The sequence below is a fragment of the Paenibacillus sp. J2L1-98 genome (assembly GCF_056269405.1).
This window is the reverse complement of sequence record NZ_JBWDNW010000008.1, coordinates 251,156-263,127: the sequence shown is the minus strand read 5'-3', so window position 1 is coordinate 263,127 and position 11,972 is coordinate 251,156. Positions and strand designations below refer to the sequence as shown.

The 11,972-nt window shown below is 51.1% G+C and carries 10 protein-coding genes; 6 read left to right on the top strand and 4 right to left on the bottom strand.

Annotated elements, in window-relative coordinates; genetic code table 11:
- Window positions 1-202, top strand: a 202-nt coding sequence (locus tag AC0YNZ_RS17255; RefSeq protein ID WP_475827782.1) for a hypothetical protein, incomplete at its 5' end; no start/stop codon positions are given.
- A 299-nt stretch (window positions 203-501) separates the two neighbouring features.
- Here AC0YNZ_RS17255 and AC0YNZ_RS17250 read toward each other — a convergent pair.
- The 4 genes from AC0YNZ_RS17250 to AC0YNZ_RS17235 all read right to left on the bottom strand — a co-directional run bounded on the left by AC0YNZ_RS17250 (window position 502) and on the right by AC0YNZ_RS17235 (window position 5,205).
- Window positions 502-2,328 (bottom strand): alpha/beta fold hydrolase, encoded by a 1,827-nt coding sequence (locus AC0YNZ_RS17250; protein ID WP_475827781.1) that lies wholly within the window; start codon window positions 2,326-2,328, stop codon window positions 502-504.
- 62 nt (window positions 2,329-2,390) lie between these two features.
- Window positions 2,391-2,972, bottom strand: a complete 582-nt coding sequence (locus AC0YNZ_RS17245) for a TetR/AcrR family transcriptional regulator (protein ID WP_475827780.1) — start codon at window positions 2,970-2,972, stop codon at window positions 2,391-2,393.
- 166 nt (window positions 2,973-3,138) lie between these two features.
- Window positions 3,139-3,732, bottom strand: coding sequence for a DUF6143 family protein (locus AC0YNZ_RS17240; protein WP_475827779.1), 594 nt, complete (start codon window positions 3,730-3,732; stop codon window positions 3,139-3,141).
- Window positions 3,733-3,744: 12 nt separating this feature from the next.
- Complete coding sequence (locus AC0YNZ_RS17235) at window positions 3,745-5,205, bottom strand: glycoside hydrolase family 43 protein (RefSeq protein ID WP_475827796.1); 1,461 nt, start codon at window positions 5,203-5,205, stop codon at window positions 3,745-3,747.
- A gap of 163 nt (window positions 5,206-5,368) precedes the next feature.
- Between AC0YNZ_RS17235 and AC0YNZ_RS17230 the strand changes: the two genes are divergently transcribed.
- The 5 genes from AC0YNZ_RS17230 (at window position 5,369) to AC0YNZ_RS17210 (ending at window position 11,840) form a co-directional block, all read left to right on the top strand.
- Window positions 5,369-7,171: a cache domain-containing sensor histidine kinase gene (locus AC0YNZ_RS17230; protein ID WP_475827778.1), complete on the top strand. Its 1,803-nt coding sequence runs from the start codon at window positions 5,369-5,371 to the stop codon at window positions 7,169-7,171.
- A 22-nt stretch (window positions 7,172-7,193) separates the two neighbouring features.
- Window positions 7,194-8,702, top strand: coding sequence for a response regulator transcription factor (locus AC0YNZ_RS17225; protein ID WP_475827777.1), 1,509 nt, complete (start codon window positions 7,194-7,196; stop codon window positions 8,700-8,702).
- A 97-nt stretch (window positions 8,703-8,799) separates the two neighbouring features.
- Entirely contained in the window at window positions 8,800-10,080 is a 1,281-nt protein-coding gene (locus tag AC0YNZ_RS17220) for an ABC transporter substrate-binding protein (RefSeq protein ID WP_475827776.1), read from the top strand.
- 54 nt (window positions 10,081-10,134) lie between these two features.
- The gene (locus tag AC0YNZ_RS17215; RefSeq protein WP_475827775.1) at window positions 10,135-11,019 is read left to right on the top strand and encodes a carbohydrate ABC transporter permease; all 885 of its coding nucleotides are present in this window, start codon (window positions 10,135-10,137) and stop codon (window positions 11,017-11,019) included.
- A complete protein-coding gene (locus AC0YNZ_RS17210; RefSeq protein ID WP_475827774.1) occupies window positions 11,016-11,840 on the top strand; it encodes a carbohydrate ABC transporter permease in 825 nt (274 codons plus the stop codon). The genes AC0YNZ_RS17215 and AC0YNZ_RS17210 overlap by 4 nt, the downstream gene beginning before the upstream one ends.
- The last annotated feature ends 132 nt before the right edge of the window (window positions 11,841-11,972 follow it).

The window sequence follows — 11,972 nt, the reverse complement described above, 5'->3', positions numbered from 1 at the left end:
GAATGGCGAGTTTCTCCAAAGCAGTATATTTTCCTCTAGACATGAAAAAGCTCCCCTCACAGTAGCAGGCTTTTTATTATTTCACCTGTCTACCGTATGGGGAGCATATCATTTAGCCCTGAACCGCCGTTTCTTTATTTCAATTTATGGATATGGTATATCTTCTTCCAAATCCAATGGCAGGCATAGTTCGATTTCATAAAACTAAATCGGGCGCGGTGTGTGGATACGGCGGATTAGTTCTATTTTGCAAACGTAATCGGTCGTTTTTAGAAACTGCTTTCCTAATACGCTGTTTAATTAGGTTAAATCAAACTAAATCGCCGTTTTCGGATTACGCTCTGTAAATAGATTCATAGAATCGAATGAACTCTCCGCGTACCAATGAACTATGCTTAGGCCTGGTAGTGAAATGAGCCTCAGCGCAGCCATTAGCTTCTGAGACATCCCCTTTTTTTGCGGCTTGTTTGCTTTAACATTCGCGACGTGTCTTCACCATAACTATAGCCCTGAGCGGAGCAGCAGCTGCGCAGTTTCCGCCGGATGCGAGATCGGGAAGTGGTGACCGTGCGGGAGGAGTGCAATAGAGATGGATTGATAGGCTGCCGGAATCGTATAAGCGAGATCCTTCGTCCCCCATAGCATGCTAATTTTACGGTTATCCCAGCTCCCCGGCCGCAGCCGGAAATGCTCGGGCCGGCTCAAAGCTGCCAGCGTATCTGCTAAGGTGGCTCTGACCCGGGGCGAGCTAAGTTCGTTCTGCGCATAGGCGGCATAGCTGTGCGGGATAGCATCTGCATGCTCAAAGCAGCCTCGCGAGACGAGCTCCTTGCGCAGAATGTCTTTCGTAACCTTTGGCAGAATTATGCGATTAACGAGCCGGCTCTTGTAACGGGACCCTGCAGGATGGAGCACGGGCTGCAGTAGACGGACAGCGCGGATACGCTCCGGTACTTGCTCCATAACCTTGGCTGCGAGCAATGCGCCATAGGAGTGGCCGATTAATGTGACCTGCTCCCGCTGCGTTGCAATCGCCTCTATGATGGCATTGACGTGTCCATCTATCACATTTGCTGCATGGTGATAAGGCGAACGTCCGAAGCCTGGCAGATCGGCGACCCATATATCATGGCCTTTCAGCCCGGCGGCCAGCGGCAGTAGGCAGTCTGCTCCGCTGAAGGTGCCGGGCAGCAAAATAACGGGATTGCCGCCGACCGATTTCTCAAGTGTGGCTAATGGCCCGCGTCTGCTGCGCTCGAAGCCTGAATGAGCCGATTGCCCGTGCGACAGGCGAAAATCCAAATCGGCAACGACATGCGGAAGAACGGATGCTTCAAGGGAAGCGGGCAGCGTGTATTTTTGCTGAATATGCCGGGCAGCCTGCAGCGGAAAGGAGTCTTTGACGATAAAACTGAGCGACTGCCCGGGAATGCCAAACTTGCTGCCGATACGGGTGTTTAACAGCTTGGCTAACAAGGAAAGGGGAATGGAGCCGATCGGCGCCGGGACGCGGAGCTCTTTATTTATCGTTCTTATAAGCTGGGTCATGTTGGGGCTTGCGGCTTGCTCATCGAGCAAGAAGTAGGTTTCGCTGATAGGCTGCTGCTCGTTTACAAGCGCGGTAATGAATGCAGCGGTGTGGTCGATATGGACGAGCGGCAGCCAGTGCTTTCGGCCTCCGGGCACAGTGCCCGTCAGCTTCCGTCTGGCGGATGCGACTAGAATGCCGAGCCCGCCGGTTTGCTCCGTATTTCCGGTACCGGAATCACCGATGATGACGCTTGGGTGAACCACGGAAAGTGAATAGCCGCTTAGCTTGGCTTGCTGACGGACATGGAGATCGGCGGTTATTTTCAGCCGCTCGTAAGGCGATTCGTGCTCAATGAGCTTCAGTACGGCATCTTGCTTGTTCATGTTTTGATCCGTTACGGGGCTCTTGAAGCCGACAACGTGAATCAAATGGCGGAGATGCCCGTTCTTGTGCAGGTCATTGGCGAGAAGAGACATATGCCCGGCCGATTCCAGATATACTTGCCTCGCCTGCTGCTCATCGAGCAATATATCCATGGGCCCGCCGGCGTGGATAATGACGTCCGCAGTAGATATGGTCTCGCGGTCGCTTGACGACAGACCGAGTCCAGGCTTTGTTAAATCGCCGATGACGCCGGATAAGGAGGCGAGGCTGTCCTTGCCTGCCCGCTGGATGAGCTCATTTAGCCGGCTGGGCGAACGGACCAGCGCCGTAATGCGGTGACCTTCGGCTGCAAGCCGCTTTACAACCTGCAGACCGATAAAACCTGTTCCGCCGGTAATGAATACATGTGCCATATTAAATGTCCTCCTAAGGTTTTGTGAATTAGTACTGATTGGTACTAATATAGTCAAAAAAATTACTTTAGCATGGAAGCTAAAGCTTGAAGCGAATGCTGCAATATGGCCGGGTCCTGATTGGCATGCTGCAGGAACAGCCCGCCCTCGATCGTCGACAGAATTAAAGCTGCTGTCAGCTGCGGGGAGAGGCTGCCGTTGATTTCTTTCCTCGCGATGCCCTGCTCGATCAGCTGCTCGAGTATGGTCTTTTGCCTGCTGAAAAAACGGCTGATTTGCTCGCGGATAGCGGCAGCTTCCTTCGGCGTTTGGGTATAGAGCGTCAGGAAGGGGCAGCCTCCGAGGCAGTCGGCGTCTTGCTCGATGAGAACCTGGATAAGCCTCATGAGCCGGTCCATGACGGGAAGCTCCGTCTGATCTGCAATGTAGGCAATGAGCGTATCGTATTGCTCGGTCATCCTCTCAATAATGGCGGACAACAGCTCCTCCTTGCTTTTGAAATAATAATAAATGTTCGTTTTGGACACTTTGCTTGCGGCGACAATGTCGTCCATGCTGGTCACGAGGTAGCCTTTGCTCAAAAACAGGCTGGCAGCCGACTGGAGCGCGATCTCACGATTGGATATTTTTGATTTAGCATTCATATTAGTACTATATAGTACTAAGTGATGAACTGTCAATGGGCGGCCAAAACGCAAGGGGAGGTAACGGAGCCGTGCTCGGTCAAGGTACGCGGGTGCCGCATGCTTACATGCCAAGCACAAAACCCCCGATCCTGTTCGGCCGGGGATTCTATCAGAGATGCTTTTCCTAATATAGGCCGTGAGCCTCCTCCCACCAGCCGAAAGAGAGAACGGCGGGGGCGGGGTGGTTCAGCGCGCTGGTTAGCGTAAAGAGTATGGCATTGCCGGGACCGATAATCCAGTGGCCTTCTTTCTCGCTTGATACGCTTGAGTAGGACGGAATGACCCGCGTGGATACGGGAATCGCCGCCAGGGCAGTTGTATCGAGATTGCTGCCGAACTGGATTTGCCCCCGCGGCAGCGGTTTTGGATGAAACGACAGATTGGCGGTTGAAACCTCATGCGACTGTTTACCCTGCGTCGGCAAGTTGGAGCAGAAGCAAACTTGCGACACCAGCTTGTCGTCGGATAAATTACTGATCACATACACGGCCAAATAAAGATTAACGCCCGAATGAGGGGGATTGACGAGTGCCCCCCAAGTCCGGTTCGAATCGGTCGGATTCAGCTGATCCGTTTCACCCAAAAAATATTTCCCCTGCAGCGACTTAATAAGCGGATTCGTTAAATCGACCACACTGGCGGGCACATAGCCATACATCGCTTCACCATCCTTCGCAACATGCTTATACTCCACCATATGATTGGAATCTGGGAACATGACTGCGACCGGCTACTCTTTTGAAACATGGCTGCCCCAAATGGCAATCCCTTCTTTGGATAATGCGCTAAACGTCATGACATAGCTGAGCGTACCTTCATTCCATTGGCGCAGCAGCGAGCCGTTGTAAAGCGTCCCGTCGATCGTAAGATCGAGCGTCGAAGCGCCGGTGCTTTTCCATGTGCCGCTTACGCTGCCGGATATTTTGCCGTCTTTGCCAAGCGTAATCAGGCTGGCTTGTTTAATATCGGCCGTAATGTCCTTGCCGTGATTCACGTATTTATAGCCGCCGACGATTTGGTCCTCCGTAACGCTCCCGGCAGTCTCACCCGCATAACGATGCGGAGCGATGACGGGCCAGCCCTCGGAGTTCATCAGCATCTGATGAACTCTCACCTCATGTACTTCGCCGCGGGAGGGGAAGCGGGTGTGAAAGATGATAAACATTTTGCCGGAGTCCGGATCTATATACGTTGAATTATGGCCAGGCGACACGTACCCCGTTCCGATATTCGCGATTTCCCCGTCCACATTGTCCATTTGGAAATTACCCATGAGCTTGACCCCGTAAGGCGCGATAGACACATCGTCGAACAGTGTCCCGTAAGCACCGAAAGCGTCGATCATATCCTTGCCCTCGGAGTCGAGGAAAGGACCGTCGGGGTTTTTCGAGCGGGCAACGCGAATGTTATAGCCGCCGTCCGAGCCCAGCCCGCCGTAGGACAGGAACAAATAGTAATAATCCGTTTCTTTGCTGTACATCATGTACGGCGCTTCGATGCGGCTGTGATTGTTGCCGAGCAGCCGCTTGCCGTAGCCTTGCCCTTCATAAGGCAGTCCGGTTTCCGGGTTCATTCTCATAATGAAAATACCGCCCGAATACGAGCCGTACACCATCCATAGAATTCCGTCTTTATCGTAAAATACATTCGGGTCGACCACGTTTGGATGCACGGTCGCATCATAGATCGTCCCGTCCTCGCTCGTATCATTCCACATGCCGGATTTCAAAATAATCGCTTTATTTTTATAAGGCCCTTCTACCTTGTCGGCGACCGCATATCCAAGCACGGACCGCGGAGAGTCGCCTTTGCACATGCTGTAATACATATAAAATTTGCCGTCCGGCAGTTGGATAACGTCTCCTGCCCAGAACGTATCTGTTTCCGCCCACGCAAGTCCTTCGCTCATTTCCGTCAGTACGTCCGGTATAATCGGATTACCTTCGTAGACACTAGAGTTAAGCTGTTCCCAGGACATAAGATCCGCCGACTTCGCGGCAGCGAGATGCGATCCGAAAATGTAAAAGGTACCGCCGGCTTTAATGATTGACGGATCGTGGACGGAAGCGTTTGCGAAAACAGGTTCTTCAATTGAAACCGCTTCCGTTATAATGGTTTCAGCAGCGTTTGCAGGCGCGGCGCTTTCTCCCGGAACGCGGCTTCCGGTATTTTGGCCGCTGCAAGCGTTCATGATAGACATGAAGCATATAAACGTGAGCAAAATGGTGGATTTCTTCAATGCTGTATTCCCCCTCGGTCTGCTTTTGATATTTGTATATTTATTAATCGATTAATGAATATATTATAATTGAAGTAAGCTGTCTTCACAACTACTCATTCAAGGAGGGCAACATTTGATATTTCGGAGCATGCTGCGTTTTCTTTGGCAAAAATCGATTATTCGCAACATTTTGTTCTCGTATTTGGGTATTAACTTGATTTTGCTGTTTTTGCTCGGCCTCGTATCGATTAAAGATTCTACGCACACGCTAAGGGAAGAGATTATAGATTCCCGTTACAAATTAATGGAGCAGGCCGCGCGCGGCATTAACTTCAATGTAGAGGAGGCGAAGCGTCCGCTTGTCCAATTTGCGTCGCATGCCTCCGTCATCGCCCTTATGAACCCGGATCATACGTTAAGTCTGGAGGAGCGCATTCAGCATGAACGAAGCATTGCGGAGCTTTCAAAGGGAGTAACGGCGCTTCAAACCTTAATCAGTGACGTTCTCATGCTGGGGACGAATAAATATGTCAACAATCTGGATAACCGCAAGTCGCTGCAGTGGAATTATCCTTTCTGGGATCAGCCGTGGTATCTGAAGGCGGTTTCCTCAAGCGGGAGCAGAGGCTTTATACCGTTGTACCTGCATCAGCAAAACTATTATACGGAAACGATGCTGTCCAAAATTAACAGTCAGACGTTCGCGATTTCACTGCCGGTAAGAGGCTACAGACAGCAAGTAATAGGTACCGTTATTGCTAATCTCGATCTCCAAAAAATTAACGGTTTGTTCGAGCTGAGCGCGGATCAGAACGGGGAGAATATTTTTATGCTGGACGAAAAGGATACGATTATCGTGCATCCCGAGCCTGAGAAGATAGGAGAACATCTTGTTTTTGAAGGGATAGAAGCGATTCATGCCAGCGAATCCGGCAGCTTCGTCTCGTCGATTGAAGGACAGGACAGGCTGGTCATCTATCATCCTACGTCGATAAAGGGGCTAAGAATCGTTTCCACCGTACCGATGTCTGTCGTGTATTCGCAGGCTGATCCGCTTAAAGCCACTCTGGCGGGTATTTTATATTTATGCCTGCTGCTGAATACGCTCATTTCCATCATTATTACGGTCCGTATTTCGAGACCGTTCACCCGGCTGCTGGTTACGCTTGATCGAATAGGGGAAGATAGTTTGCTGGTCATCCCGAAAAATTATAAATACCGCGAATTGAATTTAATCGGCAATAAATTTAAAGAGCTGGTAGGACGAATCGAGCAGCTGGTGAAGCAAAATTATGTCGCTCAAATCGCGCTCCGGGATGCGCAGCTGAAGACGCTCGAATCGCAAATCAATCCGCATTTTTTGTTTAATACGCTGCAGCTGCTGCAGACAGAAATTGTTTGCGGCAATACGGAAGACTCCAATCATCTGGTACTCTCGCTCAGCAGCTTGCTCCGCTACTCCATGCAGAGGGATCAAGGGCAGGTTGAGCTTGCGGATGAGCTTCGAAATGCGAAAGACTATTTGTATATTATTAATAAAAAATACGACGACGGCATTCAAATTACATTCGAAGCAGCCGATCCGGCGCTGCTGCGAAGCGGAACCGTTAAGCTGATGCTGCAGCCGGTTATTGAGAATACGATCGTCCATGCGTTCCGGGAAAATCCGCAGTCCGCGCGTATCGGGATAAAGGTTGCGGCCGTGCGGAGAGGCGTTTGTATTTCGGTAACCGATAACGGCATTGGAATGACGAGGGAGAGACGGAAGTGGCTGACAAGACGTCTTCGGGGGAAAGAGGACAGCGCGGGCAGTATCGGATTAATTAACGTTGACCGGCGCATCAAGCTGACCTTCGGCCCGTCGTACGGGTTGTCCGTTCGCAGCAGGTACAAGGAGGGCACGACCGTTTATATCGTGCTGCCAGGCTTACTATAAATGAAGGAGAAGTGGTGAGCGGATGAAGCTTCTTATTGCGGATGACCAGCAGTCGCTGCATCGGTTTTTAAATAAAATGATAGATTGGAAAGCGGTGGGCATTACCGAAGTACGGCATGCCTATAACGGCAAAGAGGCTGCCGAAATGACGGAGGCCTTCGAGCCGGACTTGCTTATTATCGATATTCATATGCCCGAATGGAACGGCATTGAGGCGCTAAAGCATATCCGGCAGCTGCGCAATAAACCCAAAACGATCATCCTCAGCGCATACGATCAGTTTGAATATGCAAAGGAGGCGCTCAGCCTAAATGTATCGCAGTATATGTTAAAGCCCGTCGATGCTCGGCAGATGAAAGAGCTGCTGCTTGCTCTTGTGCAGGATATCCGTATGGAGGCGCGCGCGCTTGCTCTCAGAGAGCTGGAAAATGCGACCGCGCTAGAGCGTTTCACGGATGACTGTCTGGCAGCGGCAAAAGCCGCATTGACTGCGTACGGCAGTTCGGTCTATGCGGCATTGACGGTTCGCGGACCGAAGGCAGGCAGCGGTTGGCCGGACCTCGGCTTTATGGAAGCAAGCGGCATCGAGCTGTTTCCGCTGCCGCCCCGCGGGGACACCGGCGAATGGTGCATCTTTGTTGGCTTGAGCGATGCTGACCGGTATGCGGAGCTGCTGCTGGAAGGAGAGAAGTGGCAAGGCGAATGGCTGCGCCTGCTGCCGGGGCAATCGTTCACGCTTGGCTTCAGTCAGAACGAGGAGGAGGTTGCGCTGCTTCCTAAACGAATGGAAGAAAGCCGGCAGGCGGCGAAGCAGGCCTTTTATGAAGCGGGCCGCATCTATCGTTATGAGGACGGCTTATTTGCGGAAGGGGCGGAGCTTCGCACGGCCCGTCACGAAGGGCTTCAGCTAGAAGAAAAGCTGCGGAGAGGCTACGACGCGGCGGCTGCGCTGGAGCTGATCAGACCTTTTTTTGAATCGGCCAAGCAAAGACGAATCGAGCCTGAGGAGATGCAGGAAATGACACATCGGCTGCTGTTTGTGTTTTGCAGCAGCCATGCGGGCGGGCTGGGCGGCTATAACGGCGATTTCATGCCGCTGCGGGCTTACCGCCACGCATGTACGACCTTTGACGAGATGATGCTGTTCTGGAGCAAATATGCACAAGCGCATGCTGCCGGCCTTGCGGCAACGGCTCCGGAAAACGATGCAATCGCTCATATCAAAAAATACGTCGATACCAACTTTGAAGCCGATTTGTCGCTGCAAACGGTGGCTGACCGCTTTGACATCGACAAGTTCCGTTTAAGCAGGGAATTTAAGCAGCTGTTCGATGAAAATTATTGGACGTATGTGACGAGAATTCGGATGGAGCAAGCCGCCTCATTCCTTCGGGAGACGAATTGGAGAATCGGCATGATCGCTGAGCGGACGGGCTATTGCGACGAAAGCCATTTCAGCCGCGCCTTTAAAAAATATTATAATGTCTCGCCAAGGGAATATCGCGGTGCATTCGCAGAGCGCAATGATTGACAAGTTTTTGCGCAACGATTTGCATTCAAATGCAGCAGCGGGATGCCTACAATAGGTAATGTAAGTGCTTTCAAACATCGCTCAAGGGGGATACAAAATGAAAAAGTGGTTAGCGGTAAATCTCATCATCGTCCTTGCTATCACGTTCGTGCTTTCTGGCTGCAGCGGAAATAAAACCGAAACGGGAACGGAGGGCGACAGTCAAGGCGCGGCCAAGAAGGTGAAGCTGAGCATCCTTTCCTGGAATAACGAAAAGGAGATGAAGCCCGTCATAGAAGGGTTCACGAGGAAGTACCCGAACATCACCTTTGACTTTCAGAATGCGCCGCCGGTGAAGGATTATATCGCCAAGCTTCAGACGATGCTATTGTCCGACACGGCGACCGACATCTTCATCATGGCTGCGGAAAACCGCAATGAGATTATTGACGGCGGCTATGCGCTTGATCTGACGAATGAACCCTTCATGAGCACGATGGTGGACGGCAATAAGCCGATGCTCAGCAAGGACGGCAAAACATATGCCTTTACGCAAACGGGCTGGGCAGGCGGATTATTTTATAATAAAGAGCTGTTTGCCAAAGCCGGCGTTGAGGGTGTCCCTCAGACGTGGGAGCAGTTCATCGATGCGGCTTTGAAGCTGAAGGCGGCGGGCATCATACCGTATTATGACAATATGCAGGATGTAACGACCATCCACTCGGGGCTGTTCGGCAACTTGACGCTTGCCGCAGATCCTGACTTCGATACGAAGTTGTTTGAGGGGAAAGCTTCCTTCTCCGAGGGCTGGACAGAAGTGTTCCGCATTTGGAAACGCGATCTCATCGATAACAAAATTTTGACTCCGGATATGATCGGTCTGACCGGAGACCAAATCGTGAATGAGTTCGCGATCGGGAAGGTTGCAATGTTCCCGGGCGGTCCATGGAATATTAATACGCTTAGGGAAACGAATCCGGATCTGGATTTTGGCATGATGGCCATACCTGGACCTAATGAAGCAGGCGGGAATTATTTTGCCGGAGCGCCGGGCGTAGGTTTCGCTATTAACAGCAAGACCAAATACAAGGAAGAGGCGCTGCTGTTCCTGCAATATTTGGCATCTCCGGAAGGCTTGAAGGCGTTTGAGACCGGTACGGGCGGAATGATTACAGCAAACGGCTATGAAAGCACGGTTGATCCGGTCATGGAAAGCGCCTATAAAGACGGTCTGATGAAGAGCAGAATTTATTTGCCGATGGTATCATGGGCAAGGCATCAGGAGGCGCTGCGCAGCCAGTTTGTCGTGTCGATTCAGGATTTAAGCTTTGGCAAAATAACGCCTGAGCAGGCAACGGAGGCGCTCGATAAGAAGCTGAAGGAAATGGAAAACAAGTAAAGAAAGCGGAGGGCATTAGGCAGTCCTAATGCCCTTTTCCGGAAAGGAGACAACATGGGAAAGCTGCTGCGGCAACTCAAGTTTCAATTATTTTTGCTCCCGATCCTATTGATTTACACCTTATTCTCCATTTACCCGCTGCTCAAATCGGTATTGCTGAGCTTTACGAATTTTGACGGCTATGTTAAGTCATACGACTTTGTCGGGTTTAGCAATTACACCAAAATCTTTATGGATGAAGCGCTCATATCCGGTATTTCCTTTACGCTGCTGTTTGCGTTCGCGAGCACGCTGCTCATTACCGTTATCGCGATACCGCTCGCCATCATTCTGGACCAGAACTTTTGGAGCAAAAATGTGCACCGCGCCATATTCTTTTTTCCTTCGATACCGAGCGGATTGCTGCTGGCGTACATTTGGGGCTTCATTCTGGCTCCAATCTCCTCCGGGGTGCTGAACAGCATATTGGAAAAATTGTTTGGGGTGGGCCCTCAGCCTTGGCTGTCGGATCCGATGCTTGCGAAAGCGTCGACGGTCGTTATCTCGGCGTGGGCCGCGGCCGGCTGGCATGCCGTATTGTATTTGGCTTTTTTGCAGTCGATTTCGAAGGATTATTACGAAGCTGCCGCGATTGACGGCGCTACCCGCCTGCAGCAAATTAGACAAATTACGCTTCCGCTGCTTGCGCCGGCCATGACGATCAGCATGATGCTGCTCCTCACCGGAGGCCTGAAAGTATTCGAAATTCCGTTTGCCCTAACGCGCGGCGGCCCCGGCTTTGAGACGCATACGATTACGCAGGTTATCGTGCTTCGGGGCATTTCCGAAACGCAGTACGGTCTCGCCTCGGCGATGTCCGTCGTCTTCTTCCTTATCGTACTCGCAATCGCGATATTCCAAGTGAAGCTGATGCAGAAGCGGGAGGAGAAAATCCAATGACGAGCGACAACAAAAAGAACTGGCTGCTGGATGTGCTCATGCTTCCCATTGGCGCCATCACCTTCTTCCCGTTCTATTTAATTATAATCAATACGTTCAAGAGCATGCAGGAAACCGCGACAAGCCCGCTCAGCCTGCCGAAGAAATGGATATTTTCCAACTACGTGACCGTATTCAAGGAAACCGAGCTGCTGCGCAGCTTTACCAACAGCTTGACCATCACGGCGGTATCGGTGCTGCTTATGGTGCTGATAGGGGCGATGGCGGCGTATCCGATCGTATTTAATCCGAACCGGACGAATAAGCTCATTACGATGTATTTGCTGGCAGGCTTTATGATTCCGTTTCAGACGACGCTCATCCCGTTGTTTCAATTAATGACCGATCTCGGATTTGTCGACCGTCTCTACGGACTTATTATTTTGTATATGGGCGGAGCGGTCTTTGTCTTCTTCCTGATGATGGGCTATATGAAGTCGATTCCGAAGGAGCTGCCGGAGGCGGCGATTATTGACGGCTGCGGGGTAGGCGGGATCTTTTGGCGCATTATTTTGCCGCTGCTAAAGCCGATAACCGTTACAAGCATCATTTATCAAACGATGTGGATTTGGAATGACTTTTTGGCGCCGATGCTGTTTTTGAACTCGAAGAGCAATGCGACGCTTGTGCTTGAGGTATATTCCGCCAAAGGAGAGTTTTCGGTTAACTGGCCATTGTTTATGACCTTGACCGTCATCTCGCTTATTCCGATTTTTATTTTCTTTATCGTCATGCAGAAGCAGATCGTGAAAGGCATTGTTGGCGGAGCAGTGAAAGGTTAAGGGCCCTTCAGGATGCCCCGCAAATAAGAAAGGGCTGTCTCAGAAGCCAAATAACTGCATAGCTGAAGGGGGGATTTTCAATATCAGGCCTAAGCATCGTTCATCATTGGGCAGTTTAATTCGATTTTATGA

Excerpts from the sequence above, each read along its gene's own strand:
- AC0YNZ_RS17250 (WP_475827781.1), bottom strand. The coding sequence starts at position 2,328 with ATGGCACATGTATTCATTACCGGCGGAACAGGTTTTATCGGTCTGCAG.
- AC0YNZ_RS17245 (WP_475827780.1), bottom strand. The coding sequence starts at position 2,972 with ATGAATGCTAAATCAAAAATATCCAATCGTGAGATCGCGCTCCAGTCG.
- AC0YNZ_RS17240 (WP_475827779.1), bottom strand. The coding sequence starts at position 3,732 with ATGTTCCCAGATTCCAATCATATGGTGGAGTATAAGCATGTTGCGAAG.
- AC0YNZ_RS17235 (WP_475827796.1), bottom strand. The coding sequence starts at position 5,205 with ATGAACGCTTGCAGCGGCCAAAATACCGGAAGCCGCGTTCCGGGAGAA.
- AC0YNZ_RS17225 (WP_475827777.1), top strand. The coding sequence starts at position 7,194 with ATGAAGCTTCTTATTGCGGATGACCAGCAGTCGCTGCATCGGTTTTTA.
- AC0YNZ_RS17220 (WP_475827776.1), top strand. The coding sequence starts at position 8,800 with ATGAAAAAGTGGTTAGCGGTAAATCTCATCATCGTCCTTGCTATCACG.
- AC0YNZ_RS17215 (WP_475827775.1), top strand. The coding sequence starts at position 10,135 with ATGGGAAAGCTGCTGCGGCAACTCAAGTTTCAATTATTTTTGCTCCCG.
- AC0YNZ_RS17210 (WP_475827774.1), top strand. The coding sequence starts at position 11,016 with ATGACGAGCGACAACAAAAAGAACTGGCTGCTGGATGTGCTCATGCTT.